The sequence below is a fragment of the Streptomyces sp. AB3(2024) genome, from assembly GCF_041862025.1.
In the GTDB taxonomy this organism is placed as follows: domain Bacteria; phylum Actinomycetota; class Actinomycetes; order Streptomycetales; family Streptomycetaceae; genus Streptomyces.
Genome location: NZ_JBGWAB010000062.1, coordinates 1 through 25,759, shown reverse-complemented (window position 1 = coordinate 25,759; position 25,759 = coordinate 1). Strand labels below are relative to the sequence as shown.

Here is a 25,759-nt window from a genome sequence, read left to right as displayed (position 1 = left end):
GCCCAGCGGCAACACAATCCGCCGGACCCGGCACGATGTGTCGGCAACCGAACACCACTCTGTCAAGGGCGTGCGAGCTGTCGCTGCGAAGTTTCGCGGGTGTGCGAAAGGGTTAAAGGGTTACGTTCGAGGCGAGTTGAGCCGGGTCGGCGGCGGCCCCGCAAACGCCTCCGGCCGGACCTTGCGAGCAAGGTCCGGCCGGATACGTGAGATTGACGTCAGTCGTTGACGACTCAGCCGAGCAGCGTGCTCAGCTCAAGGGTCTGCAGGCCGTGGGCCTCGGCGACCGGACCGTAAACGACCTGGCCGTCATGGGTGTTGAGGCCCAGCGCGAGCGCCGGGTCGCGACGCAGCGCCTCGACCCAGCCGAGGTTCGCGAGCTGCACGATGTAGGGCAGGGTCGCGTTCGTCAGCGCGTAGGTGGAGGTGTTCGGCACCGCGCCCGGCATGTTGGCGACGCAGTAGAAGACCGAGTTGTGGACCTGGAAGGTCGGCTCGGCGTGGGTGGTCGCGCGGGAGTCCTCGAAGCAGCCGCCCTGGTCGATCGCAATGTCGACAAGGACACTTCCGGGCTTCATCTTGGCGACGAGCTCGTTGGTGACCAGCTTCGGGGCCTTCGCACCCGGGATCAGCACCGCGCCGATGACGAGGTCGGCCTCGACGACGGCCTTCTCCAGCTCGTAGGCGTTGGAGACGATCGTCTTGATCTTCGTACCGAAGATCTTGTCGGCCTCGCGGAGCTTGTTGATGTCGCGGTCCAGCAGGGTCACGTGGAAGCCCATGCCGATGGCGATCTGCGCGGCGTTCCAGCCGGAGACGCCGCCGCCGATGACCACGCACTCGCCGGCGTGGGTGCCGGGGACACCGCCGGGCAGGACGCCGCGGCCGCCGGCCGAGCGCATCAGGTGGTAGGCGCCGACCTGCGGGGCCAGGCGGCCCGCGACCTCGGACATCGGGGCGAGCAGCGGGAGGGCGCGGTTCGCCGTCTCGACCGTCTCGTACGCGATGGCGGTGGTGCCGGACTCCAGCAGGGCGTCCGTGCACTCGCGGGAGGCCGCGAGGTGCAGGTAGGTGAAGAGCGTCTGGTCCTTGCGGAGGCGGTGGTACTCCTCCGCGATGGGCTCCTTGACCTTCAGCAGCAGGTCCGCGGTCGCCCAGACCTCGTCGGCGGTGCCGAGGATCTCGGCACCGGCCGAGACGTACTCGGCGTCCGTGATCGAGGAGCCCACACCGGCGTTCTGCTCGATGAAGACCTGGTGGCCGTTGCGGACCAGCTCATGCACGCCGGCGGGCGTGATGGCGACCCGGAACTCGTTGTTCTTGACCTCGCGGGGGATGCCGACCTTCATCGTCGATCACGGTCCTTGGCTCAGGGGATATTACGGGTCACTTCCATACATACCCGCCCACAAGAACGCGCAACGGGATGCACCACGGGAAGCCGCGGTGAACCCAGTCTAATGAAGGATGAGTCACTGTCTAGCCTTGCAAACCAATAATCTCAGTCGGAAGCACTACGGATTTCGCAGGCTGCGGGGTCATCTCCCAGCAATCTGTCGGCCGCGGACCGGTGCAGCCTGGCGGCCGCCGGGTCACCCAGCCGGTCCAGCGTGTCGGCCAGCCGGACCTGAAGCGCGGCCTGAAGCCGCAGGTCCCCGGCCCGGCGCGCGAGCTCGATCGCGTCGCGGCAGGTGTGCAGCGATTCCGAGGGCCGTCCGGCGTACTCCTGGACCCGCGCCATCTCGCTCAACGCCTTTGCCTGGCCCGGGACATCGGCCAGCCTGCGGTACCCCGCGGCAGCCGCCCGCCAGCTGCGCAGCGCCTCCCCGTACCGGCCGGCGTAGGTGTGCACGTTGCCGAGCCTCCCGTACAGCCTGGCCTCGTCCGCACGCTCCCCGCGCGCGAGGGCGTGGGACAGGGCCCGGCCGAACCAGTCGGAGGCCCGCGGCCAGTCCGCCAGCTCCTGGTACGCGCCGCCTACGGATTCCATCGCGCGGCCCGTCGCGTACGGGTCGGCCGCGGCCTTTCCCGCGTCCAGCGCGGACCGGTACCGCTCCAGGGCCTCCTCGGTCCGCCCGGTCTCCGCGTCCAGATCGGCCAGGTTCAGCAGCGCGGCGGCCCGCTCCCGGTGCAGGCCGCGCCGCTCGGCCACGTCCAGGACCAGCCGGTGCAGGCCGTAGAGCTCGGGGGCGGCGGCCCCCGTACCGCGGTGCTCGGCCAGCGCCCGCACCAGCGCGGCGACCAGCCTGCGGGCCAGCGTGTCCAGTCCGCCGTCGGCCACCGCCAGGTGGGCGGCGGCGGTCAGCGCGGGCAGCCGGGTGTCCAGCCAGGTGGCGGCGGAGCGCCGGTCGGGGAAGCGCAGGGCGCGCGGCAGCCCGTCGAGGCGCTCGCGCAGCAGGTCCTCGTCCTCCTCGGCCGTGGCCCGGCAGGAGGTCAGCAGCCGTACGGTCCGCTCCAGCATCCGCGCCCGGGCCAGCTGCACCTCGGCGGGGCGCTCCTTGGCCTCCAGCAGGGCCTGGATGAGGGGGGCGAGGCAACCGGGCAGCAGGAACAGGCCGTCGGGTGCGTGCCGTACGAGGCCCAGCCCGGCGAAGTCCTCCAGGGTGGACTGCGCCGCGGCCACCGAGCAGCCGGCGAGGGCCGAGGCGGTGTGCGAGTCGAGGATCCCGGCCGGCGCGAGCGGCAGCAGCCGCAGGGTGCGCTGGGCGGGCTGCGGGAGGGACTCGTAGACCAGCCGGAAGGAACGGGCCAGCGGGCCGGCGGCGCCGGCGGGCATGTCGTGGAGCTGCTTGGCCACGTCGGCGACGGCGGCCTTGGGGTGCGCGGCGAGCCAGCCCCCGGCGAGGGCCAGCGCGGCGGGCTGCCCGCCGCACTCCTCGGCGAGGTCCTCGGCGGCGCGCGGGTCGACGGTGACACGGGTGTCCCCGATGAGCCGGGTGAGCAGCTCGACCGCGGAGGGGGTCTCCAGGCCGCCCAGGGTGCAGGGGCGGACGTCCGGGATCCCGGTGAGCGGCCCTTCGGCGGTGACCACCACCAGGCACTCGGGGGTGTCCGGGAGCAGGGCGTCGACCTGGTGCGGGTCGGCGGCGTCGTCGACGAGCAGGATCACCCGCCGCCCGGCGAGCGCCTCCCGCAGGACCGCGCTCAGATCGTCCTCGCAGGCCCCGGGCGGGGTGGCGTGTCCGAGACCCTCCAGCAGGGTCCGCACCGCCCGCTCGGTGGCGACGGTCTCCCCGCCGGGGGTGGTGAGCCGTACCCGGAGCAGACCGTCGGGGTACTGGGGGGCGACCTCGCGCACGAACGCCTCGGCGAGGGCCGTCCGCCCGGACCCGGGCCGCCCCGCGACGAGCAGCACCCGCGCGCGGGGCGCCTTGGCCTTGCGGCCCGAGAGGGTGTCGAGCCCGGTCCGTGCGATGTCCTCGCGCAGCTCCTTGAGCTCACGCCGCCGCCCGACGAAATCCGCCACGGATCCGCTCCTCTCCCTGCCTTCGGGTTGCGAGCGTAGTTCACGCAGAGCGACGACCCGTGGGGAGCGCGGCTGACAGATCGCCCGATCGGATCAGCGGATGGGCCTATTTTCCGACCTGCCCCTTCGTGGGGGCCGGATCCCGGCGCCGGGCGGCCCGTACGGGCGCGGGGCGGCGGCCACGCAGCCGGCGCGGGGCGGCGCCGGCTACGCCGTATAGGGGCGGGCCGGCCACGGGGACAGGGCCGGGCGCAGGGACTCCAGGCCGCCCTCGCCGGCCAGGGCGGCGGAGGCCGCGAGGACCCCCGTCACCAGTCCCGGGTTGCCGAGCTCGCCCGCCAGGATTCCCCGGACCAGGTCCGCGAGGGGCACCCAGGCGACCTCCATGTCGGCCTCCTCCGAGGAGGACTCCTCGTACCGCTCCCCCTCCGCTTCGGCGACCCCCCGCGCCACGAAGATCCGGATCGCCTCGTCGGAGCCGCCGGGCGAGGCGAAGAAGTCGGCCAGCACCCGCCAGTCCTCCGCCTTGACGTGCGCCTCCTCGTACAGCTCCCGCTGCGCCGCGTGCAGCGGGTTCTCGCCGGGGACGTCCAGCAGGCCCGCGGGCAGTTCCCACAGACGGTGGCGCACCGGGTGGCGGTACTGGCGGATGACCAGCACCCGCCCGTCCTCGTCCAGCGCCAGCACGCACACCGAGCCGGGGTGCACCTGGTAGTCGCGGCGTGCGACCGATCCGTCGGGCATGCGGACCTCGTCGGAGTCCACCGCCGTCTTGGCCCCCTGGAACGGCCGCCGGGTGGACAGGGTCTCCCAGGTCTCCGACGTGTCCTTGATGGCGATGCCCATGCCGATTGTCCTCCCACAACGCGCGACGGCCGGGGTACGGATCCCCGTACCCCGGCTGTCTACGTTATGCGCTCAGGCGGTCAGGTCACTTGCCCGACTGCTGGCGCTCCACGGCGGCCTTGACCAGGCCCGCGAAGAGCGGGTGCGGCCGGGTCGGGCGGGAGCGGAGCTCCGGGTGGGCCTGGGTGGCCACCAGGTAGGGGTGGACCTCGCGCGGGTACTCGACGTACTCGACGAGCTTGTTGTCCGGGGAGGTGCCGGAGAAGACCAGACCGGCCTTCTTCTCCAGCTCGCCGCGGTAGGCGTTGTTGACCTCGTAGCGGTGGCGGTGGCGCTCGTCGACGTACGCGTCGCCGTAGACCTCGCGCACGATGGAACCCTCGGCCAGCTTGGCCGTGTACATGCCCAGACGCATGGTGCCGCCCAGGTCGCCGGCGCCCTCGACGAAGGCCAGCTGCTCCTCCATGGTCGAGATGACCGGGTGCGGGGTGGAGGCGTCGAACTCGGTGGAGTTCGCCTCCTCGATGCCCGCCAGGTTGCGCGCGGCCTCGATGACCACGCACTGCAGGCCCAGGCACAGACCGAGCAGCGGGATCTTGTTCTCGCGGGCGTAGGTGATCGCGCCGACCTTGCCGTTGACACCGCGGTCGCCGAAGCCGCCGGGGACGCAGATCGCGTCCACGTCGCCCAGGACCGCCGCCGCGCCGGCCGGGGTCTTGCAGTCGTCGGAGGTGACCCACTTGATCTGGACGCGGGCCCGGTTGGCGAAACCGCCGGCGCGCAGCGCCTCGGTCACCGACAGGTAGGCGTCGGGCAGGTCGATGTACTTGCCGACGAGCGCGACCTTGACCTCGTGGTCGGGGTTGTGGACCCGGTCCAGCAGGTCCTCCCACACCGTCCAGTTGACGTCGCGGAACGGCAGGTCGAGCTTGCGCACGACGTACGCGTCCAGGCCCTCGGTGTGCAGCACCTTGGGGATGTCGTAGATCGACTTGGCGTCGATCGCGGCGACCACGGCCGCCTCGTCGACATCGCACATCAGCGAGATCTTGCGCTTGATCGAGGTCGGGACCTCGCGGTCGGCGCGCAGCACGATGGCGTCGGGCTGGATGCCGATGTTGCGCAGGGCCGCGACCGAGTGCTGGGTGGGCTTGGTCTTCAGCTCGCCGGACGGGCCGATGTAGGGCAGCAGCGAGATGTGCACGACGAAGACGTTGTCGCGGCCGACCTCGTGGCGGACCTGGCGGACGGTCTCCAGGAACGGCAGCGACTCGATGTCGCCGACGGTTCCGCCGACCTCGGTGATCACCACGTCGACGTCCGCGGTCGCCATGCGGCGGATGCGGTGCTTGATCTCGTTGGTGATGTGCGGGATGACCTGCACGGTGTCACCGAGGTACTCGCCGCGCCGCTCCTTGGCGATGACCTGCGAGTAGACCTGGCCGGTGGTGACGTTGGCCGAGCCGTCGAGGTCGACATCGAGGAAGCGCTCGTAGTGGCCGATGTCCAGGTCGGTCTCGGCGCCGTCGTTGGTGACGAACACCTCGCCGTGCTGGAACGGGTTCATCGTGCCGGGGTCGACGTTCAGGTACGGGTCGAGCTTCTGCATCGTGACCCGCAGGCCGCGCGCCTTCAGCAGCGCACCCAGGCTGGAGGCCGTCAGCCCCTTGCCGAGGGACGAAGCGACACCCCCGGTGACGAAGATGTGCTTGGTCGTCATGGATTTGGGCGGCATCGCCAAGAGGGGGCTCCCGTGGTCGCGAGGTGAGGTGCGTCCGGCGCCGTTCCGCGGAGATCCCGGGAGGGTCTCAGGGGGCGCCGAAGCTGCGGTTTCGGGGCTCCTGATTCGCACAGGCAGACCACCGGTCCACGGGGTACCAGCCTATCAGCGCCTCGACGGGTCTGCCTCCGGGCGCGCGGCGCGAGCACCGCCCACGGCGCCCTCCTTACCGCCTCACGACCGCCCTGACCTGCGCATTACCCCAGCTCACCCGTTCAGCCGAGTCACATTGTCCCAAGACTTCAGGAGATCACTAGGGTGCCGTCATACCCTGCTCGGATACCGCTGCACATCGCCGCCGAGCAGCCCGGCAAACGGCGTAACCTCGCCACTTCCGGCAATCTAGGGCTCAACGCGGGGATCCCTGCGCACAGGAGACCGCGCAACAGCGCATTGCAAGCGCCCTACGGGGCGGACGTGGCCGTTCGACTGGAGAGCAACGTGTCCGGGCGCATCGAGGATTACGCACTGATCGGGGACATGCAGACCGCGGCGCTGGTCTGCCGGGACGGGGCGGTGGACTGGCTGTGCCTGCCACGCTTCGACTCCCATGCCGTCTTCGCGAGCATTCTGGGCACCGAGGAACACGGGTTCTGGCGCATCGGTCCGGCCTTCGCGCCGGGCACGGAGCCCCCGCGGGCAGCCCGCCGCCGCTACCGGGGCGATTCGCTGGTGCTGGAGTCGGAGTGGGACACCCCCCGGGGGACCGTCCGCGTCATCGACTTCATGCCGCCCCGCGAGGACCACGCGCCGCAGCTGATCCGCATCGTGGAGGGGGTCAGCGGACGCGTCCCGATGCGTTCGGCCCTGCGGATGCGCTTCAGCTACGGCCGGGTCGTGCCCTGGGTGCACAAGGTCGACGGGCGCACCGTGGCCGTCGCCGGACCCGACTCCGTATGGCTGGACTCCGGTACGGAGACGTACGGCAAGAACCTGACGACGTACTCCGACTTCACCGTCGGCCCCGGCGACCGGGTGGCCTTCGCCATCAGCTGGCAGCCCTCCCACAAGGGGGCCCCGGAGACGCCCGACGCCGAGGCGGCCCTGGAGGCCACCAGCGACTTCTGGCGGGAGTGGGTCTACCACTGCACGTACCACGGCCCCTACCGGGAGGCCGTGATCCGCTCCCTGATCACCCTCAAGGCGCTGACGTACGCCCCCACGGGCGGGATCGTCGCCGCGCCGACCACCTCCCTCCCGGAGGAGATCGGCGGCAGCCGCAACTGGGACTACCGCTACACCTGGCTGCGCGACGCGGCGATCACCCTGTCCTCGCTGCTGCGCACCGGCTACCGCGAGGAGGCCTCGGCCTGGCGGGACTGGCTGCTGCGCGCGGTGGCCGGAGACCCGGAGAACCTGCAGATCATGTACGGGATCGCGGGCGAGCGGGAGCTGGGCGAGACCGAGCTGGACTGGCTGCCCGGGTACGAGAACTCGGCCCCCGTACGCGTCGGCAACGGCGCCGCGCACCAACTGCAACTGGACGTGTACGGCGAGGTCACCGAGGCCCTGCACCTGGGCCACATGACCGGCCTGGCCCGCAACGACTACGCCTCGGTCCTCCAGCTGAAGCTGATCCGCTACCTGGAGGTCCACTGGAACGAGCCGGACGAGGGCATCTGGGAGGTGCGCGGCCCGCGCCGCCACTTCGTGCACTCGAAGGTGATGGCGTGGGTGGCGGTGGACCGCACGATCAAGCTGATCGAGAGCGGGGACGCGGACGGACCTCTGGAGCGCTGGCGCGAGCTGCGCGACGAGATCCACGCGGACGTCTGCGAGAAGGGCTACGACCCGGAACGCAACACCTTCACCCAGTCCTACGGCTCGCGGGAGCTGGACGCCTCGCTGCTGCTGATCCCGCAGATGGGCTTCCTGCCCCCGGACGACAAGCGGGTCATCGGCACGATCGAGGCGATCCAGCGCGAGCTCTCGACCCCGGACGGCTTCATCCTGCGCTACCCGACCGCCGGTGAGGAGGCCGGTGTCGACGGCCTGGAGGGGGACGAGGGCGCCTTCCTCGCCTGCTCGTTCTGGATGGCGGACGACCTGGCGATGATCGGCCGGGTCGACGAGGCCCGCCGCCTGTTCGAGAAGCTGCTGGCCCTGCGCAACGACCTGGGACTCCTCGCCGAGGAGTGGGACCCCAAGCTCCAGCGTCAGGTCGGGAACTTCCCGCAGGCCTTCAGCCACGTCCCGCTGATCGACACGGCCCTGCGGCTGACGGCGAGCGGGGCCTACGGGGGCTGACGCGCGGCCCGGTACGTGCCCGCCTAGTCTGGAAGGGTCCAACGCCCCTCTCGGGAAGGGGGGGTGGCCATGGCACCCCTCTCGAAGGCGGGCACGGCTCTTGCCGCGCTCCGCGAGGATCTGGCCGGCACGGTCTTCACCCCGGACGACGGCGGGTACGACGAGGTCCGCAGGGTGTTCAACGGCATGGTCGACCGGCGTCCGGCCGTCATCGCCCAGTGCGAGGACGAGGCGGACGTGGTCACGGCGGTCCGCTTCGCCCGTGAGCTGGACCTGCCGGTCGCGGTCCGCGGCGGCGGCCACAGCGTGGCCGGCATGGCCCTGGGCGACGGGGCGCTGGTCGTGGACCTGCGCCGGATGCACGAGGTGACGGTGCATCCGGCGGCGAAGGCCGTCCGGGTCGGCGGTGGCGCCACCATGAGCCATCTGGACCGGGCCTGCCAGCCGCACGACCTCGCCACCACCGGCGGCCGGGCCTCCACCACCGGCGTCGGCGGATTCGTGCTCGGCGGGGGCTCTGGCTGGCTGGACCGGGCGTTCGGGCTGGCGGTGGACAACCTCGTCGGGGCGGACGTGGTCACCGCCGACGGCACGTGCGTGACGGCGACCGCCGCCGACCACCCGGAGCTGTTCTGGGCGCTGCACGGCGGCGGCGGCAACTTCGGGGTCGTCACCTCGCTGACCCTGCGGCTGCACGAGCTGCCCGCGATGTCGATCGCGATGCTGCTGTACGCACCCGAGCGGGGCGCCGAGGTCACGGGCGCGTACCGGGAGCTCATCGCGTCCGGGCCGCGCGAGGCGAGCGGCGCCGTGATCTTCCTGACCGCCCCTCCCGAACCGTTCGTCCCGCCCCACCTGGTCGGCAGCCTGCTGTGCGCGGTCCTGCTGACCTACGCCGGCCCCGAGGAGGCCATGCGCCGGCTCGCCGCGCCCCTGCTGGCGGTGCCGCACGAGGCCGAGGTCGTCACGGCCCTCCCGTACGCCGACCTCCAGTGCATGCTCGACGACCCTCCGGGCCTGCGGAACTACTGGTCCGCCGAGTACCTGACGGGCCTGCCCGACGAGGCGGTGGACGTCTTCTGCTCCCGGGCGGGTTCCATGCCGGTCCCCACCGGCACCCAGCACATCCTGTTCCCGCTGGGCGGGGCGATCGCCGAGGCGCCGGACGGGTTCCCCGTGCCGTACCGGGACTCGCCGTGGGCGGTGCACCCGTTCGCCATCTGGGAGGATCCGGCCGACGACGAGCGGTGCCGGCAGTGGGTGAAGGACGTACGGGCCGACGTACGGCCCTGGAGCAGCGGGGCGGTGTACCTCAACTTCACCGGCGACGAGGGCGCGGAGCGGGTGGCGGCCGGGCTCGGCGAGGAGAACCTGCGCCGTCTCGGCGCGGTGAAGCGGCACTACGACCCCGACAACGTCTTCCGCTTCAACCACAACATCAGGCCCGCATGACCCTTTGGTAGCGTCCGCGATATGGACAACCAGGGCGGAATCACGGTTCAGCGGGCACTGGAGCTGCCGGGACTGCGCGGCGGTCTCCCGGAGGTGGTGGCCTGCGCCGACCGGCTGGGCCGGACCGTCCGCTGGGTGCACGCCGGCGAGGTCCCCAACATCGCCTCGCTGCTCAAGGGCGGGGAGCTGCTGCTGACCACCGGACTGGGGCTGGGCACCCGGCCCGCCGAACAGCGCGCCTTCGTACGCCGTCTCGCGGACCGGGGCATCGCCGCGCTGGTGGTGGAACTCGGCCCGCGGTTCACGCGGCTGCCGGCCACCATCGTGGAGACCGCGAAGGCCGCGGGGCTGCCGCTGGTGCAGCTGCACCGCGAGGTGCCCTTCGTGGCCGTCACCGAAGAGGTCCACACCGAGATCGTCAACGGGCACTACGCGCTGCTCCAGCGGGCCGAGGAGGTCCACCGGCGCTGCACCGAGGCCCTGCTGGGGGGCGGCGGGATCCCGCAGGTGCTGCGCGTCCTGGCCGACTTCACCTCGAACCCCGTCTTCCTGGAGACCGCGGACGGCCAGCTGCTGTACGCCGCCGGGCCGGGCACCGGGGACGCCGCCGCCGACCCCCTCCAGGTGTGGGAGGGCCTGCGCGGCCAGCGCGCGGCCGAACCCTCGGCGACCGCGGTCGTGGTCGACGTGCCCGGCGGCGGCCACGGCACGGGGTCGGTGCGGGCCCGGGTCGTCCTGGCCGGTGTGTCGGCCCCGCTGCTGCCGGTCCACCGGATGGCGGCGGAGCGCACGGCCGGGGTCCTGGCGGTCGTCCTCATGCAGGCCCGGCAGGAGGAGGAGCTGGCCGCGCGCGGCCGGGGCGACTTCCTGACGGACCTGGCGGAGGGCCGCATCTCGGCGGAGGACGCCCCGGCGCAGGCCCGGGTCCTGGGCTTCCGGCCCGGGACGGGCCCGCTGCTGCCGATCGTCATGAGGCTCTCCACCGACCTGGGCGCCTCGGGGAACTGGGCCGTGCTGGCCCGTGCGGTCCTGGAGGAGCTGTCGTCGGTCGGGGTCCCGGTGCTGCTGGGCGTCCGCCCGGTGGAGGGGCGGGTCCCGCTGCTGGTCTCGCTGCGCGCCGAGTCGGAACGCGCGGCGGTCGCCGACCGGGTCGCGGCCGCACTGCGGGCCGGGGTGGAACGGGCCGGCCTCGACCGGGCCGGCGCCCCGCCGGCGGTGGTCGTCGGCGTCTCGGGCAGCTGGGCGGCGGCCTCGGCCGGGCTGCGGCACGCCGCCGAGACGGCCACGGCCGCACACGGGCTGCCGGCCCGCCCCTGGTACGACGCCCGACGCCTCGACATCGACCTGCTGCTGTGGCGGCTGCGCGAGCACCCCGACCTGGCGGCGTTCGTGGACCGGGCGATCGGCCCGCTGCGGGTCCACGACGCGAACTCGCGGCCGCCCCTCCTCCCCACCCTGGAGACGTACCTGGCCCACGCGGGCCGCAAGGCGGAGACGGCCCGGGAGCTCCACCTGAACCGCCAGACCCTGTACAACCGCCTGGCCCGCATCTCGGAGCTGCTGGGCACCGATCTCGACGACCCGGAGACGGTCCTCTCCCTCAGCCTCGCCCTCCGCGCCCGCCGCCACGCCACGCCTTCCTGAGGCACCTCGCACCCGGACCGGCCCGGGCCGCCCTGCCCGGCCCCGCCCCGCGCGCCCGGCCCGGGGGGACGGCCTGACCCGGGCCTGACCCCGGCCTAACCCCGCAGCCGTTCCATCAGCTCGTCGTACACCGACAGGACCTGGGCCACCGTGTCGTCCTCCGAGGGCCAGGTCGCGGCCCGGGCCCGGCCCGCGGCGGCGAGTTCCGCCCGCTTGTCCGGGTCGTCCAGCAGTCCGGCCACCGCGCCGGCCAGCGCCCCGGGGTCCCCGTACGGCACCAGTACGGCCGCGTCGCCGACCAGCTCCGGTACCCCGCCGACCTCCGTGGCCACCAGCGCCACCCCGGCCCGCAGCGCCTCCTGGGCCAGCAGCGAGCGGCCCTCCCAGCGGCTCGGCAGCACCGCCACGTCGGCCGCGGCCAGCAACCGGTCCGCGTCCCGGCGTCGGCCCAGCAGCCGTACGGGGAGGCCCTCCGCCTCGATCCGCCGGGCGAGTTCGGCCCGCAGCGGCCCCTCCCCCGCGATCACCAGCAGCGGGAGCGGGTCCAGCACGCGCCAGGCGCGGGCCGCGTCGAGCAGCAGGGAGTAGCCGCGGCGTGCCACGAGACTGCCCACGGCGATCACCAGGGGCCGCTCCACGGCGCCCAGTTCCGCCCGGGTCTTGCCGGCTTCGGCCGCCGGTTCCCCGGCCGGGGCGGGGGAGACGGCCGCCGCGACGGGTACGGCCGGGGCGGCCAGCCGGGCGTCGCGGGCCCCGCGCCGCCGCGCCAGGTCGACCTGGTCGGTGGAGGCGCCCAGCACCACGGCGGCGGCCCGTGCCACGCGCCGCTCCAGCAGCCGGCTCAGCCGCCCGAGCGCGCCCTCGGGCTCCGGGGCGCCCCCGTGCCAGGTCACCACGAGTGGTACCCGCCGCCCGCCGCCGGACAGCGCCAGCGCGGCCCGCATCCCGGCCCGCAGGCCGTGCGCGTGCACCACGTCTGCCCCGGCGCAGGCGGCCCGCAGGGCGCTCACCGCGTCCGGGGTGAACTGTGCGCCCGCGCCGGTGAAGTCGTACTCGCCTTCGGCCGCGACGGGGGCGCACACGGTCACCCGCACGCCCCGGGCGGCGAGCCCGGTCGCGAGGGACCGCACGTGCGCGCAGCTGCCCGCACCGGCGCCGCCGAGGACCTGGACGGTACGCAGCGGGGACCGCCCGTACGGCTGTGCGGGGACCGGAAGGGAGGCCGGGGAGCTGCTCACGGGCCGAAGCTCCAGGGTGAGGGGTCAGAGACGTCGCCCAGGATGCCAGTCCGCACGCGCGTTCCGGGACCATACGGGTGCGGATCCCGTGCGGGATACCGTCGTACGCCCCCCAGCCTCACCCACACGGGCTAGTTTCGCGTCATCCCGATGCCCTTTCGGACACCGACGGGGGCCCGGAACGCCATGCGTTCCGGGCCCCCGTGGGCATCCGTCCCCGTGCGGGGCGCGTCCGCTCACGCGTCCGCGCGCGCCGCCTCCAGGAGTTCCTCCGCATGGGCCCGAGCCGTCTGCGAGTCCTCCTGGCCGGCGAGCATCCGCGACAGCTCGCGGATGCGGTCCTCGCCCTCCAGGACGGTCACGCCGGAGCGGGTCACCGATCCGTCGACGGTCTTCTCCACGAGCAGCTGCCGGTCCGCGAAGGCCGCCACCTGCGGGAGGTGGGTGACGACGACGACCTGGGCGGACTTGGCCAGTTTCGCCAGCCGTCGCCCGACCTCGACGGCCGCCTTGCCGCCGACGCCCGCGTCGACCTCGTCGAAGAGGTACGTGGGCACCGGGTCGGAGCCGGCGAAGACGACCTCCACCGCCAGCATGACCCGTGACAGCTCACCGCCCGAGGCGCCCTTGGCGATCGGCCGCGGCTGGGCGCCGGGGTGCGGCGCCAGCAGCAGTTCGACCTCGTCCGCGCCCGAGGGCCCGTACGCGACCGGGCGTCCGCCGACCTCGACGCCCTCGGCGTCCTGCGTCTGACGGATGTCGAAGGTCACCCGGGCGTGCGGCATGGCGAGGGAGGCGAGCTCGGCGGTCACGTCCGCGGCGAACCGCGCGGCGGCCTCCGTCCGGGCGTCCGTCAGGGCCTGGGCCAGGGCGGACAGTTCGCCGCGCAGCCCGTCGCGTTCGGCGGTGAGCTCGTCGATCCGCTCGTCGTCGCCGTCCAGTTCCAGCAGCCGCTTCGATCCCCGCTCGGCCCACTCCAGTACGGCTCCCAGCCCGCCGTCGGCGTCCCCGTACTTGCGCACCAGCTGGGTCAGCGCCGCCCGCCGCTCCTCCACGGCGGCGAGCCGCAGCGGGTCGGCGTCGAGGTCGTCGGCGTACCCGGCGAGTTCCCCGGCCACGTCGGCCAACAGGATGCCGAGCTCCCCGATCCGGTCCGCGAGCGCGCCGAGCACCGGGTCGTGGGAGCGTACGGATTCCAGGGCGCGGTGGGCACCGGCGACGAGCGTGTTGGCGTCGACGCCCTCCGGGTCCTCCACGTCCCCGGCGAGGGCCCCGTGCGCCGCCTGCGCGGCGGAGGCCAGCGATTCGGCGTGCCCGAGCCGCTCCGCCTCCGCGGCCAGCTCGGCGTCCTCGCCGGGCAGGGGTTCCAGGGCGGCGATCTCGTCGAGGCCGAACCGCAGCAGGTCCGCCTCCTGGGCCCGTTCCCGGGCCCGGGTGGTGATCTCGTCCAGCTCGACGGCGACGGCCCGCAGCCGCCGGTAGGCGCCCGCGTACTTCTCCAGGGGGACGGCTACGGCGTCCCCGGCGTACCGGTCGAGGGCCTGCCGCTGCCGGGCGGGCCTCAGCAGCCCCTGCTGGTCGGTCTGTCCGTGGACGGCGACCAGGTCGTCGGCGAGCTCGCCGAGCAGGCCGACGGGGACGGAGCGGCCGCCGACGTGGGCGCGCGAACGCCCCTCGGCGGACACCGTCCGGCTGATCAGCAGGGCACCCTCGTCGAGTTCGGCGCCGGCCTCCTGCGCGCGCAGCGCAGCGGGCGCGTCGGGGCGCAGCACGACGCGCCCTTCCACGACCGCCGCCTTGGCTCCGATCCGCACCAGGGCGGGGTCGGCGCGACCGCCGAGCAGCAGCCCGAGGCTGGTGACGACCATCGTCTTGCCCGCGCCGGTCTCGCCGGTCACCGCGGTGAAACCGGGCGACAGCTCGACCACCGCGTCGTCGATGACCCCGAGCGACCGTATCCGCATCTCCTCAAGCACGGGACGACGATACCGAGGTTTCCCGGGTGCCATGTGACGTCACCCGCCCGGAGATCTCCGAACGCATGTGCTATTACATGATCAGCCGGTCTCGTGCGGGGCGCCCCGCCAGCCCGACACCGGCAACGCGAACTTCGCGACCAGCCGGTCCGTGAACGACGCGTGGTGCAGCCGGGCGAGCCGCACCGGCACCGTGCCCCGGCGCACCTCGACCCGCGCCCCCGACGGCAGCTCCAGCGTCCGGCGCCCGTCGCACCACAGGGCCCCGTGCGGCGTGCCGTTCTGGACCTCCACCGCCAGCACCGAGGTGGGCGAGGTCACCAGCGGCTTCGCGAACAGGGCGTGCGCGCTGATCGGCACCATCAGCAGCGCCTCCACCTCCGGCCAGACCACCGGCCCGCCCGCCGAGAAGGCGTACGCCGTCGAGCCCGTCGGCGTCGCGCAGACGATCCCGTCGCAGCCGAAGCCGGTCACCGGGCGCCCGTCGATCTCCAGGACCACCTCCAGCATCCGCTCCGCGGAGACCTTCTGGACGGCGGCCTCGTTCAGCGCCCAGTCCCGGTGGACCACGTCACCGTTGGTCCGCACGAGGACGTCGAGGGTCATGCGCTCCTCGACCTCGTACGACTTCGACACCACCCGGTCCACGACCTTGTCCAGGTCGTCGCGCTCGGCCTCGGCGAGGAAGCCCACCCGGCCCAGGTTGACGCCCAGCATCGGCACCCCCGAACCGCGCGCGAACTCCGCCCCGCGCAGCAGGGTCCCGTCCCCGCCCAGCACGATCAGCAGCTCGCACCCGTCGAACACCTTCGGCGTGCACTCGGCGACGAGCTCCACCTCGGGCGGCAGCGGCAGGTCCCGCGCCTCCTGCTCCAGCACCCTGACCCGCAGGCCCGAGCGCAGCAGACCGAGCACGACCAGCTCCGCGCTGCGGATGGCCGCCGGCCGCCCGGTGTGCGCGAGCAGGAAGACGGTCCGCACCTCCCCCTCCCGGTCCCCCGGGCCCCCCGAACCTGCCGAACCTGCCGAACCTGCCGAACCTGCTGAACCTGCTGACGCGTCTGTCACTGCGGCCCCTCCGCCACTGCACGATCGACATCCCCCGGGTCGAGCGCGGGTGCCCCCGCCCGGAGCCACAGAAAGTACTCGACGTTCCCCGACGGCCCCGGCAGCGGGCTCGCCGTCACCCCGAGCACGCCCAGCCCCAGCTTCCAGGCATGCGCCGCGACCTCCCGCACGGCCTCCGCCCGCAACTCGGGGCTGCGCACCACGCCGCCGCTGCCCAGGCGCTCCTTGCCGACCTCGAACTGCGGCTTGACCATCAGCACCAGGTCCGCGCCGGGCGCGGTGCAGCGCACCAGCGCCGGCAGCACCAGCCCGATGGAGATGAAGGACAGGTCGCCGACGACCAGGTCGACGGGGATCCCGTCGATCAGCTCGACCGTCAGCTCGCGGACGTTCGTACGGTCCTTGACGGTGACCCGTTCATCGCTCTGCAGCGACCAGGCGAGCTGCCCGTAGCCGACGTCCACGGCGACGACGTGGGCCACGCCCGCGCGCAGCAGCACGTCGGTGAAGCCCCCGGTCGAAGCCCCCGCGTCCAGCGCCCGCCGGCCCTCGACCTCCAGCCCCAGAGGACGGAACGCGGTGAGGGCGCCGGCCAGCTTGTGGCCGCCCCGGGAGACGTAGTCGGGGTCGCTGTCGTCCTTGAGGACGACGAGGGCCGCGCTGGTCTCGACCTGCGTGGCCGGTTTGGTCGCGGTGGTGCCTCCCACGGTGACCCGTCCCGCGGCGATCAGCTGGGCCGCGTGCTCTCGCGAGCGGGCCATGCTGCGGCGTACCAGTTCGGCGTCCAGGCGGCGGCGTGCCACTCCTGCCACGTTCGGTTCAGCTCCTGTTTTCGTAAGGTCCGGGGACGGGCGGTGCGTCCAGCGCGGTCAGCGCCTCGCGCAGTCCCCCGTGGACATCCTCGTACACCGCGGCGTGCTCGTCCGCAGGCAGGTGGTCGGCGTCGGCCAGCCGCTCCAGGTGCGCGTCGACCCCGGCGTGGCCGGTGCGGGTGCGTACGAGGCCCAGCGGAGCGGGGCCCGCGGGCTCCGCGGCGGGCTCCGCCCCGGGCTCCTCGGGGACGTCCGGAAGGCCCCCGGACACGTCGTCGGTCATGCCCCGACGCTACCCCGAAGCGCGGGTCCGGCCACGCAGGGCTCTGCGGTACGGTCGTGATCACCATGGCTACGATCCAGGAGTGCCGCGACGCACTCGACCGACTCTCCGACAACCTGGCGCGGGCCGATGACGGCGTGCGCGGCGCGGCCGCCTTCGACCGGTCCCTGAGCTGTCACATCACCGACCTCGACCAGACCTTCTCCGGACGTCTCGACAACGGCCGGATCCGGGTGGACGCGGTCGCCCCGGGGCCGCCGCGCGCCAAGGCCGAGATACGGCTCGCGATGGCCGGTGACGACCTGCTCGCGCTGGTCGCCGGCGAACTGAAGTTCGCCAAGGCCTGGGCCTCGGGCCGGGTCCGTCTGGAGGCCGGCTTCCGGGACCTGCTGCGGCTCAAGAACATGCTCTGAGGCACCGGACCGGACCGGCGGTGGCCTCAGACGGCCGCCCTGGCGCGGGCCTGCCGGGCGGCGGGGACCACCAGCGGCGTCCCGGTCTCCGGGTCGTCGATGATCTGGCAGCGCACCCCGAAGACCTCCTCCACCAGCTCGGCGGTGACCACCTCCGCGGGCGGGCCCTCGGCGACGACGACGCCGCCGCGCAGGGCGATCAGGTGGGTGGCGTAGCGGGCCGCGTGGTTGAGGTCGTGCAGCACCGCCACCAGGGTCCGGCCCTGGTTCTCGTGGAGCTCCGCGCACAGGTCGAGCACGTCGAGCTGGTGCTGGATGTCCAGGTAGGTCGTCGGCTCGTCCAGGAGCAGCAGCGGCGTCTGCTGGGCCAGCGCCATCGCGATCCACACCCGCTGGCGCTGCCCGCCCGACAGTTCGTCCACGGCCCGGTCGGCCAGTTCGGCGACCCCGGTCGAGGCCATCGACTCGGCGACGATCCGCTCGTCCTGCTCCGACCACTGGCGCAGCAGCCCCTGGTGCGGGTACCGGCCGCGCGAGACCAGGTCGGCGACGGTGATCCCGTCGGGCGCGATCGAGGACTGCGGGAGCAGCCCCAGCGTCCTGGCCACCTTCTTCGCCGGCATCGAGGAGATGGCCTGGCCGTCCAGCAGCACCCGCCCGGCGGACGGCTTCAGCATCCGCGACAGGGCCCGCAGCAGCGTGGACTTGCCGCAGGCGTTGGGGCCGACGATCACGGTGAAGGAGTGGTCGGGGATCTCCACCGACAGGTTCTCGGCGATGACCCGCTGGTCGTAGCCGAGGGTGACGTTCTCCGCGGTCAGCCGCTGCACTTGGGTACTCCTCGTGTGGCCCGGCGCCTTGCCGGGCTCGTTGCCGGGCGCGGGGAGCCTGGCGCCCCGCGCGCTCATATCCGTCCCGCCTTGCGCTCGGTGACGAGCAGCCAGAGCAGGTAGACGCCGCCGACCAGGCCGGTCAGCACGCCCACCGGCAGCTGGTCGGCGCCGAAGGCCCGCTGCGAGGCCAGGTCGGAGGCCAGCAGCAGGACGGCGCCCATCAGCGCGCCGGTGAGCAGGTTCGGGCCGGGCGAGCGCGTCAGCCGCCGGGCCAGCTGGGGCGCGGCCAGCGCGACGAAGCTGATCGGGCCGGCCGCGGCGGCCGCCGCGGTGGTCAGCAGGACCGCCGCCAGCATCAGCAGCATCCGGGTCCGTTCCACCGGCACGCCCAGCGCGTACGCGGAGTCGTCGCCCATCTCGATCATCCGCAGGGCCCGGTTCTGCCCGAGGACCAGCGGGAACAGCAGCGCGCAGGTCGCCAGCAGCGGCCAGACCTGGGACCAGTCGCGGCCGGCCAGCGAACCGGTCAGCCAGACCATCGCCCGGGTGGCGTCGACGAGCTGCGCCTTGGCGATCAGGTACTGGATGACGGCGACGAGGACGGCGGAGGAACCGATGCCGACGAGCACCAGCCGGTAGCCGTGGACCCCCTGCTTGTACGCGAGCAGGTAGACGGCGGCGCCGGCGAGCACCCCGCCCGCCACCGCGCCGGCCGCGACCTCGGCCGCACCGCCCTTGAACAGGATGATGACGGCGAGCGCGCCGACCGCCGAGCCGTACCCGAAGCCGAGCAGGTCGGGGGAGCCGAGCGGATTGCGCGAGACGGACTGGAAGACCGCCCCGGCCATCCCGAGGGCCGCGCCGACCAGCACCGCGACCAGCACGCGCGGCAGCCGCAGGTCGTTGACGATGAAGTCGTCGGCGGGGGTGCCGTTGCCCAGCAGCGTCCGTACGACGTCCGCCGGGGCGATCTCGAAGTCGCCGGTGCCGATGAGCACGACCGCCAGGGCCAGCGCCACGGCGGCCAGTACCACGCCGGTCACCAGGGCGCGGCCCTCGACGCGCAGCGAGACGCCGCCGGGTCCGCGCAGCGCGCGCAGCCGGACGCCCTTCGCGGGCGCCTGCGCGGTCGTGTTCGCCGGGGCGAGGGGGGTCGCGGTCACAGCTGGGCCATCCTCTTGCGCCGAACCAGGTAGATGAAGACGGGACCGCCGATGAGCGCGGTGACGATGCCGACCTGGAGCTCGCCGGGCCGGGTGACGACCCGTCCGACCACGTCGGCACCCAGCAGCAGCACGGGCGACAGCACCGCCGAGTACGCGAGCACCCAGCGCATGTCGGGCCCGGTGACCAGGCGCACCAGGTGCGGGATCATCAGCCCGACGAAGACGATCGGCCCGCACGCGGCGGTCGCGGCCCCGCACAGCAGGGTGATGGCGACCATGGCCGCGACGCGGGTCCGGGTCAGGTGGGCGCCGAGCGCCCGCGCGGTGTCGTCGCCCAGGGCCATCGCGTTGAGCGGCCGGCCGAGTGCGAGCGCGAGCACGGCCCCGGCCAGCAGGAACGGCGCCACCTGCGTGACGGTGTCCATGGTGGCGGAGGCGAGCGAACCCACCGTCCAGAAGCGCAGCTTGTCCAGGGCCTTGCTGTCCATCAGCTGGACCGAGTTGATGTAGCCGACGAGCGCCGCGCTGGCCGCCGTACCCGCGAGCGCGAGCCGCACCGGCGTCGCGCTGCGGCTGCCGCCGAGCACGTAGACGAGGACCGAGACGAGCGCGGCGCCGAGGAAGGCCCACCACACGAACTCGTCCAGGGAGTCCGCCCCGAGGAAGCTGATCGCCGAGACGACGGCCGCCGCGGCGCCCGCGTTGACCCCGAGGATGCCGGGCTCGGCCAGCGGATTGCGGGTCAGCGCCTGCATCACCGCGCCGGACAGGCCGAGGGCCAGCCCGACCATCACCCCCAGGAGGGTGCGCGGGATCCGCAGGTCCCGTACGACCACGTCCTCGGTGGTCCCGGTGAAGTGGAAGAGGCCGTGCCAGACCTGTTCCAGGGGCATCGCCCTGGCGCCGACGGCGATGCTCGCCACCACCACCAGGGCCAGTACGACGAGGGCGGCCAGCAGACCGGCGGCACGGGCGCCGTGGCGCGAACGGGCGGCCGCGGGCGGCGCCGTGCTCTGTTCGGGGGAACTCTCAACCAACACGGAGGTTAGGTTAGCCTACCCTCCGACCGCAAGATCTTATCGAACGGCCGATCGAGCGGGCGAACGCTCCCGGCGCTGCGGCCCTACGCCCCCTCAAGCCCCTGGAACCCCTGGAGCCCCAGCAGGTCGAGGGCCTTCCCCGCGTCCAGGGCGCAGGAGCCCTCGCCCGCCTGCGTCCACGCCGCCGCGCACAGCGCCCGCAGCCCGTCCAGGGGCTCCCCCTCGCCCCGCAGGTCCAGTACGTCGTCCAACGCGACCGCCGTCCACCCACCGCAGCGGAAACCCTCCCCGGCCCCCTCCCCGGCCGGCTCCACCTCCGGCTGCCCGGTCAGCAGCCCGCGCAGGTCCCGGTCCACGTACGTCGGCCGGTGCTTCGGCACGGCCCGCAGCAGCTGCGCCGCGTCCGTCACACCGGTCAGCACCAGCAGCGAGTCCACCTCGCCGTTGAAGGCACCCTCGATGTCGGTGTCCAGCCGGTCCCCGACCACCAGCGGCCGCTCCGCCCCGGTCCGCAGCACCGTCTCCCGGTGCATCGGGGGCAGCGGCTTCCCCGCCACCTGCGGCTCCGCTCCCGTCGCGATCCGTACGACCTCCACCGCGGCCCCGTTGCCCGGAGCGATCCCCCGCGCCCCCGGGATCGTCAGGTCGGTGTTCGACGCGAACCACGGCACCCCTCGGTTGACCGCGTACGCCGCCTCCGCGAACCGCCCCCACGTCAGGTCCGGTCCCCCGTACCCCTGCACGACGGCCGCCAGCCCCTCCTCCTCGGCCGAGTCCACCGGTACCAGCCCCCGCTCGCGCAGCGCGACCCGCAGCCCCTCGCCGCCGATCACCAGCACCTTCGACCCCGGCTCCACCTGCTCCGCGATCAACCGGGCCACCGCCTGCGCGGAGGTGATCACCTCGGCCGGATCCGTCGGGATGCCGAGTTCGCCCAGGTGCCCGGCGACGGCGTCCGGGGTGCGCAGCGCGTTGTTGGTGACGTACGCGAGGTGCATCCCCGCGGCCCGGGCCGCGGCGAGGGAGTCGACGGCGTGCGCGACGGCCAGACCGCCCGCGTACACCACCCCGTCCAGGTCCAGCAGAGCCGTGTCGTAGGCCTGGTGGAGACCGCGCCGACTGCCGGCGGGGGTGGTCCTGCTCTGCGGGGTCATCTGGCCGCTCCTCATTCGCTGATTCCGCGCCCCGCGTACATCCAGGGCTTCTTTGGATCGATCTTGTCCGATTTTGCGCCGGTCCTGGTCACTCACCCGATCATCCCGCATCGCGAGACGGGTCTTACCATGCACCAATGACCACACCTGGCAACGCGGAGCACGGGCTGCGACTGATCCCCTTCCACGGACTGCGCTACGTCCCGCAGCGCGTCGGCAGCCTCGCCGCCGTGACCTCCCCGCCGTACGACGTGGTCGTGCGCCCCGACGGAGTCGACTACCTCGAATCCGCCGATCCGCACAACATCGTGCGGCTGATCCTGCCGCAGGCCGAGACCCCGGCCGCACGCAACGAACAGGCCGCCCGCACCCTCCGGGACTGGCTCGCCGAGGGCATCCTCAGCGCCGACCCGCGGCCCGCGCTCTACGTCTACGAGCAGCGCAGGGCAGGGGTCCTCCAGCGCGGCATCATCGGCGCCCTCGCCCTGTCCGACGCCGGGGCCGGCATCGTCCTGCCCCACGAGGACGTCATGCCGGACGTGGTCACCGACCGGGCGGGCCTGATGCGCGCCACGTCGGCCAACCTCGAACCCCTCCTCCTCACGTACCTGGGCGACGGCCCCGGCACGGGAGCGGCCGCGGTCGTCGAGGCCACCGCCGCCAACCGGCCCCCGCTGCTGTCGACCGTCACCGAGGACGGCTTCTGCCACAGCCTGTGGGCCATCACCGACCCCGCCGAACTGGCCGCCGTCACCGCCGACCTCGGCCACCGCCAGGCCCTGATCGCCGACGGCCACCACCGCTGGGCCACGTACCTGCGCCTCCAGCAGGAGCACGGCTCGCCCACCCCGTGGGACTTCGGCCTGGTCCTGCTCGTGGACACCGCCCGCTACCCGCTCCAGGTCCGCGCCATCCACCGGATGCTGCGCCGCCTGCCGCTGTCGCGCGCGCTGGCCGCCCTCGACGGCTCCTTCCGGGTCCGCCCGGTCGACGGCCCGCTCCCGCTGGCCCTGGAGGCCCTCGCCGACGCCTCGGAACGCGGCAACGCCTTCCTGCTCACCGGCGACGGCACCTTCCACCTGGCCACCGACCCGGACCCGGACCTCATCGAGCGCACCGTCCGCCACGACCGGCCCGAGGCCTGGCGCCGGCTGGACGCGACCGTGCTGCACGCGACCCTGCTCGACGCCCTGTGGCAGATCCCGGACACCCCCGACCAGATCACGTACATCCACGACGCCCCCGCCACCGTCGCCATGGCCGAACGCCACGGCGGCACGGCCGTCCTGCTGCACCCCGTACGGGAGGCGGTGGTCCGGGACCTGGCCCGCCAGGGCGTCACGATGCCCCGGAAGTCGACCTCCTTCGGCCCGAAGCCGGCCACCGGCCTGGTCCTGCGCAGCGTGGACTGACCGACCTGGAGCGCACTGCTCCGGACATGCGAAAGGGCGGCACCCCCGAGGGGGTGCCGCCCTTTCGTCACGGCTTACGCCCTGTCACGCTCGTCGTCCTCGACGACCACGATCTCGTCGGTCGCGTCGACGTCGGCCTCGTCGAGGGGCTCGTACTCCTCGTCGTCCTCGTCGTAGTACTCGGCCTGGTCGGTGGCCCGCTCGGCGGCGGCCACCTCGGCCTCGTCCTCGTCGTCGTCCTCGTCGAGGACGAGGTCGTCAGCGAGGTCCGCTTCCTCTTCCTCGGCGGCGGCGGCGTCGACGAACTCGACCCCGTCGATCTCGGCCAGGCGGTCCGAGGCGTCGGTCGCCCCGTCCTTGTCGGCCTCCAGGGTCTTCGCGAACCACTCGCGGGCCTCGTCCTCACGGCCGGCGGCCAGCAGGGCGTCGGCGTAGGCGTAGCGCAGGCGCGCCGTCCAGGGCTGGACGGTGTTGGAGGCCAGCTCCGGGCTCTGCAGGGTCACGATGGCGGCGTCGAGCTCGCCCATGTCCCGGCGGGCACCGGCCGCGACGAGGCGCATCTCGACCTGGCCGGCCTTGTCCAGCTTCTGCACCTCGGGCTCGCCGGCCATGGCCAGGGCCCGCTCCGGACGGCCGAGGCCGCGCTCGCAGTCGGCCATGACGGGCCACAGCTCGACGGAGCCGGTCATCCGCTTGGAGGCGCGGAACTCCGCGAGGGCCTCGCTGTACTTCTGCGTGGCGTACGCGGCGAAGCCGGCGGCCTCACGGACGGCGGCGACGCGGGAGGCCAGACGCAGGGCGATGCGGGCGTACGCGTACGCCTGCTCGGGGTCCTCGTCGATGAGCCGGGCCACCATGACCAGGTTGCGCGAGACCTCCTCGGCCAGGCCCTTGGGCAGGCTCAGGAGCTCCTGACGCACGTCGGCGTCGATCTCGTGCCCGGTGACGTCCTCGTCGATCGGAAGCCGCTTGACCGGGTCGCGGTCGGCGCGGAAGTCGCGGTCGCCGCCACGGTCATCGCGACCACGGTAGCCACCACGGTCATCGCGACCACCACGGAACCCACCACGGTCGCCACCGCGGTCGCCGCCCCGGTCGCCGCCCCGGTCGTCGCGACGGGGGTACGAGGGACGGTCGCCACCACGGTCGTCACGACCGCCACGGAAACCACCGCGCTCGTCGTCACGACGCGGGTACGACGGGCGGTCGCCGCCACGGTCGTCGCGACGCGGGTACGAGGGACGGTCGCCACCGCGGTCGTCGCGACGCGGGTACGAGGGACGGTCGCCACCGCGGTCGTCGCGACGCGGGTACGAGGGACGGTCGCCACCGCGGTCGTCACGGCGGAAACCGCCGCCACCACCGGTGGGACGACCACCACGGTCGTCGTCACGACGCGGGTACGACGGACGGTCGCCACCACGGTCGTCGCGACGGGGGTACGAGGGACGGTCACCGCCACGGTCGTCACGACCGCCACGGAAACCACCGCGCTCGTCATCACGACGCGGGTACGACGGACGGTCGCCGCCACGGTCATCACGGCCACCGCGGAAACCACCACGGTCATCGTCACGACGCGGGTACGACGGGCGGTCGCCGCCACGGTCGTCACGACGGGGGTACGAGGGACGGTCGCCGCCACGGTCGTCACGGCGGAAACCGCCGCCACCACCGGTGGGACGACCACCACGGTCGTCGTCACGACGCGGGTACGACGGACGGTCGCCACCACGGTCGTCGCGACGGGGGTACGAGGGACGGTCACCGCCACGGTCGTCACGACCGCCACGGAAACCACCGCGCTCGTCATCACGACGCGGGTATGACGGACGGTCGCCGCCACGGTCATCACGGCCACCGCGGAAACCACCACGGTCATCGTCACGACGCGGGTACGACGGGCGGTCGCCGCCACGGTCGTCACGACGCGGGTACGAGGGACGGTCACCGCCACGGTCGTCACGGCGGAAACCGCCGCCACCACCGGTCGGACGACCACCACGGTCATCATCACGACGCGGGTACGACGGACGGTCGCCGCCACGGTCGTCACGACCGCCACGGAAGCCACCGCTGACGGGGCGGCCGCCACGGTCGTCGTCACGGCGCGGGTAGCTGGGACGGTCGTCGCGACGCGGGTACGACGGACGGTCGCCGCCACGGTCGTCACGGCGGAAACCGCCGCCACCACCGGTCGGACGGCCGCCACGGTCGTCGTCACGGCGCGGGTAGCTGGGACGGTCGCCGCCACGGTCGTCGCGACCACGGAAGCCGCCGCTGGGACGGTCGCCGGCGGGGCGCCCGCCACGGTCGTCACGGCGGAAACCGCCGCCACCACCGGTCGGACGGCCACCGCGGTCGTCGCGGCGGAAGCCACCACGGTCACCGCCACGGTCGTCACGGCCCCCGCGGTAGCCGCCCCTGTCACCGCCGTCGTTGCGACGAGGCTCGCGCTCCGGACGATCGTCGGGAGAGTTGGACATGGGTGTGACTCCTGTCTTCGGGGTACCGCTAGTCATTCTCGCGCAACCAACCCATGGCCGCGCTTCGGCGTAAAGAGGTGAAAAACAAAAAAGACCCTTGGTCCAGCGTTGAACGCTGGACCAAGGGTCCTTTGAAAGATTGTTCGGCGGCGTCCTACTCTCCCACAGGGTCCCCCCTGCAGTACCATCGGCGCTGAAAGGCTTAGCTTCCGGGTTCGGAATGTAACCGGGCGTTTCCCTAACGCTATGACCACCGAAACCCTATCGGTTTCGAGCGAACAAGCACACTCTGTAGTTGTGTTCTAGCTCTAGAAACCAGCAACCGTTCGTTGCTTCAGAACTAACACAGTGGACGCGAGCAACTGAGGACAAGCCCTCGGCCTATTAGTACCAGTCAGCTCCACCCGTTACCGGGCTTCCACATCTGGCCTATCAACCCAGTC

General features: G+C 73.2%; 19 protein-coding genes, 2 rRNA genes and 1 pseudogene. 5 read left to right on the top strand and 17 right to left on the bottom strand.

Annotation, left to right across the window (positions count from 1 at the left end; genetic code table 11):
* Positions 1–233: 233 nt before the first annotated feature.
* From ald to ACEPPI_RS23210, 4 genes are all read right to left on the bottom strand, one after another.
* Positions 234–1,349 carry an alanine dehydrogenase gene (ald, locus tag ACEPPI_RS23225; RefSeq protein ID WP_356214631.1) on the bottom strand — a complete coding sequence of 372 codons (1,116 nt, stop codon included), beginning with the start codon at positions 1,347–1,349 and terminating at the stop codon, positions 234–236.
* 152 nt (positions 1,350–1,501) lie between these two features.
* Positions 1,502–3,466, bottom strand: a complete 1,965-nt coding sequence (locus tag ACEPPI_RS23220; RefSeq protein ID WP_373917174.1) for a tetratricopeptide repeat protein — start codon at positions 3,464–3,466, stop codon at positions 1,502–1,504.
* 207 nt (positions 3,467–3,673) lie between these two features.
* Positions 3,674–4,312 carry an NUDIX domain-containing protein gene (locus tag ACEPPI_RS23215; protein ID WP_373917173.1) on the bottom strand — a complete coding sequence of 213 codons (639 nt, stop codon included), beginning with the start codon at positions 4,310–4,312 and terminating at the stop codon, positions 3,674–3,676.
* A gap of 85 nt (positions 4,313–4,397) precedes the next feature.
* Positions 4,398–6,047: a CTP synthase gene (locus ACEPPI_RS23210; protein ID WP_373917171.1), complete on the bottom strand. Its 1,650-nt coding sequence runs from the start codon at positions 6,045–6,047 to the stop codon at positions 4,398–4,400.
* A gap of 486 nt (positions 6,048–6,533) precedes the next feature.
* Here ACEPPI_RS23210 and ACEPPI_RS23205 point away from each other — a divergent pair, with 486 nt between their 5' ends.
* The 3 genes from ACEPPI_RS23205 (at position 6,534) to ACEPPI_RS23195 (ending at position 11,435) form a co-directional block, all read left to right on the top strand.
* Positions 6,534–8,339, top strand: coding sequence for a glycoside hydrolase family 15 protein (locus ACEPPI_RS23205; protein ID WP_371681319.1), 1,806 nt, complete (start codon positions 6,534–6,536; stop codon positions 8,337–8,339).
* A gap of 69 nt (positions 8,340–8,408) precedes the next feature.
* Entirely contained in the window at positions 8,409–9,791 is a 1,383-nt protein-coding gene (locus tag ACEPPI_RS23200) for an FAD-binding protein (RefSeq protein WP_373917170.1), read from the top strand.
* 21 nt (positions 9,792–9,812) lie between these two features.
* Positions 9,813–11,435, top strand: coding sequence for a PucR family transcriptional regulator (locus ACEPPI_RS23195; RefSeq protein ID WP_373917169.1), 1,623 nt, complete (start codon positions 9,813–9,815; stop codon positions 11,433–11,435).
* 95 nt (positions 11,436–11,530) lie between these two features.
* On the opposite strand, the gene ACEPPI_RS23190 is transcribed toward ACEPPI_RS23195, so the two are convergent.
* From ACEPPI_RS23190 to ACEPPI_RS23170, 5 genes are all read right to left on the bottom strand, one after another.
* Entirely contained in the window at positions 11,531–12,673 is a 1,143-nt protein-coding gene (locus tag ACEPPI_RS23190; RefSeq protein ID WP_373917168.1) for a glycosyltransferase family 4 protein, read from the bottom strand.
* 236 nt (positions 12,674–12,909) lie between these two features.
* A complete protein-coding gene (gene recN / locus ACEPPI_RS23185) occupies positions 12,910–14,637 on the bottom strand; it encodes a DNA repair protein RecN (protein ID WP_373917194.1) in 1,728 nt (575 codons plus the stop codon).
* A gap of 93 nt (positions 14,638–14,730) precedes the next feature.
* The gene (locus ACEPPI_RS23180; protein ID WP_373917167.1) at positions 14,731–15,630 is read right to left on the bottom strand and encodes an NAD kinase; all 900 of its coding nucleotides are present in this window, start codon (positions 15,628–15,630) and stop codon (positions 14,731–14,733) included.
* 83 nt (positions 15,631–15,713) lie between these two features.
* Positions 15,714–16,529, bottom strand: coding sequence for a TlyA family RNA methyltransferase (locus ACEPPI_RS23175; protein WP_373917166.1), 816 nt, complete (start codon positions 16,527–16,529; stop codon positions 15,714–15,716).
* A 7-nt stretch (positions 16,530–16,536) separates the two neighbouring features.
* On the bottom strand, positions 16,537–16,812 hold the full coding sequence (locus tag ACEPPI_RS23170) for a hypothetical protein (RefSeq protein WP_373917164.1): 276 nt from the start codon (positions 16,810–16,812) through the stop codon (positions 16,537–16,539).
* A gap of 65 nt (positions 16,813–16,877) precedes the next feature.
* Between ACEPPI_RS23170 and ACEPPI_RS23165 the strand changes: the two genes are divergently transcribed.
* Positions 16,878–17,225: an SCP2 sterol-binding domain-containing protein gene (locus ACEPPI_RS23165; protein ID WP_373917163.1), complete on the top strand. Its 348-nt coding sequence runs from the start codon at positions 16,878–16,880 to the stop codon at positions 17,223–17,225.
* A gap of 26 nt (positions 17,226–17,251) precedes the next feature.
* Here the strand turns inward: ACEPPI_RS23165 and ACEPPI_RS23160 are convergent, their stop codons facing one another.
* From ACEPPI_RS23160 to ACEPPI_RS23145, 4 genes are all read right to left on the bottom strand, one after another.
* On the bottom strand, positions 17,252–18,133 hold the full coding sequence (locus ACEPPI_RS23160; RefSeq protein WP_373917162.1) for an ABC transporter ATP-binding protein: 882 nt from the start codon (positions 18,131–18,133) through the stop codon (positions 17,252–17,254).
* Positions 18,130–19,221 (bottom strand): FecCD family ABC transporter permease, encoded by a 1,092-nt coding sequence (locus ACEPPI_RS23155; RefSeq protein ID WP_373917161.1) that lies wholly within the window; start codon positions 19,219–19,221, stop codon positions 18,130–18,132. The genes ACEPPI_RS23160 and ACEPPI_RS23155 overlap by 4 nt, the downstream gene beginning before the upstream one ends.
* The gene (locus tag ACEPPI_RS23150; protein ID WP_373917160.1) at positions 19,218–20,264 is read right to left on the bottom strand and encodes a FecCD family ABC transporter permease; all 1,047 of its coding nucleotides are present in this window, start codon (positions 20,262–20,264) and stop codon (positions 19,218–19,220) included. The genes ACEPPI_RS23155 and ACEPPI_RS23150 overlap by 4 nt, the downstream gene beginning before the upstream one ends.
* Before the next feature lie 83 nt (positions 20,265–20,347).
* Complete coding sequence (locus tag ACEPPI_RS23145) at positions 20,348–21,418, bottom strand: HAD hydrolase-like protein (protein ID WP_373917159.1); 1,071 nt, start codon at positions 21,416–21,418, stop codon at positions 20,348–20,350.
* Between the two features lie 137 nt (positions 21,419–21,555).
* Between ACEPPI_RS23145 and ACEPPI_RS23140 the strand changes: the two genes are divergently transcribed.
* Positions 21,556–22,830: a DUF1015 family protein gene (locus ACEPPI_RS23140; RefSeq protein WP_373917158.1), complete on the top strand. Its 1,275-nt coding sequence runs from the start codon at positions 21,556–21,558 to the stop codon at positions 22,828–22,830.
* Between the two features lie 74 nt (positions 22,831–22,904).
* Here ACEPPI_RS23140 and ACEPPI_RS23135 read toward each other — a convergent pair whose 3' ends face one another.
* The 4 genes and pseudogenes from ACEPPI_RS23135 to ACEPPI_RS23120 all read right to left on the bottom strand — a co-directional run.
* Positions 22,905–23,750, bottom strand: coding sequence for a hypothetical protein (locus ACEPPI_RS23135; protein WP_373917193.1), 846 nt, complete (start codon positions 23,748–23,750; stop codon positions 22,905–22,907).
* A 513-nt stretch (positions 23,751–24,263) separates the two neighbouring features.
* Positions 24,264–25,301, bottom strand: a pseudogene (locus ACEPPI_RS23130) (hypothetical protein); the annotation flags it as partial.
* 156 nt (positions 25,302–25,457) lie between these two features.
* Positions 25,458–25,574 (bottom strand): 5S ribosomal RNA (gene rrf / locus ACEPPI_RS23125).
* A gap of 106 nt (positions 25,575–25,680) precedes the next feature.
* Positions 25,681–25,759 (bottom strand): 23S ribosomal RNA (locus ACEPPI_RS23120); the annotation flags it as partial.

Excerpts from the sequence above, each read along its gene's own strand:
- ACEPPI_RS23195 (WP_373917169.1), top strand. The coding sequence starts at position 9,813 with ATGGACAACCAGGGCGGAATCACGGTTCAGCGGGCACTGGAGCTGCCG.
- ACEPPI_RS23165 (WP_373917163.1), top strand. The coding sequence starts at position 16,878 with ATGGCTACGATCCAGGAGTGCCGCGACGCACTCGACCGACTCTCCGAC.
- ACEPPI_RS23200 (WP_373917170.1), top strand. The coding sequence starts at position 8,409 with ATGGCACCCCTCTCGAAGGCGGGCACGGCTCTTGCCGCGCTCCGCGAG.
- ACEPPI_RS23215 (WP_373917173.1), bottom strand. The coding sequence starts at position 4,312 with ATGGGCATCGCCATCAAGGACACGTCGGAGACCTGGGAGACCCTGTCC.
- ACEPPI_RS23160 (WP_373917162.1), bottom strand. The coding sequence starts at position 18,133 with ATGAGCGCGCGGGGCGCCAGGCTCCCCGCGCCCGGCAACGAGCCCGGC.
- ACEPPI_RS23170 (WP_373917164.1), bottom strand. The coding sequence starts at position 16,812 with ATGACCGACGACGTGTCCGGGGGCCTTCCGGACGTCCCCGAGGAGCCC.
- ald (WP_356214631.1), bottom strand. The coding sequence starts at position 1,349 with ATGAAGGTCGGCATCCCCCGCGAGGTCAAGAACAACGAGTTCCGGGTC.
- ACEPPI_RS23210 (WP_373917171.1), bottom strand. The coding sequence starts at position 6,047 with ATGCCGCCCAAATCCATGACGACCAAGCACATCTTCGTCACCGGGGGT.
- recN (WP_373917194.1), bottom strand. The coding sequence starts at position 14,637 with ATGCGGATACGGTCGCTCGGGGTCATCGACGACGCGGTGGTCGAGCTG.
- ACEPPI_RS23145 (WP_373917159.1), bottom strand. The coding sequence starts at position 21,418 with ATGACCCCGCAGAGCAGGACCACCCCCGCCGGCAGTCGGCGCGGTCTC.
- ACEPPI_RS23140 (WP_373917158.1), top strand. The coding sequence starts at position 21,556 with ATGACCACACCTGGCAACGCGGAGCACGGGCTGCGACTGATCCCCTTC.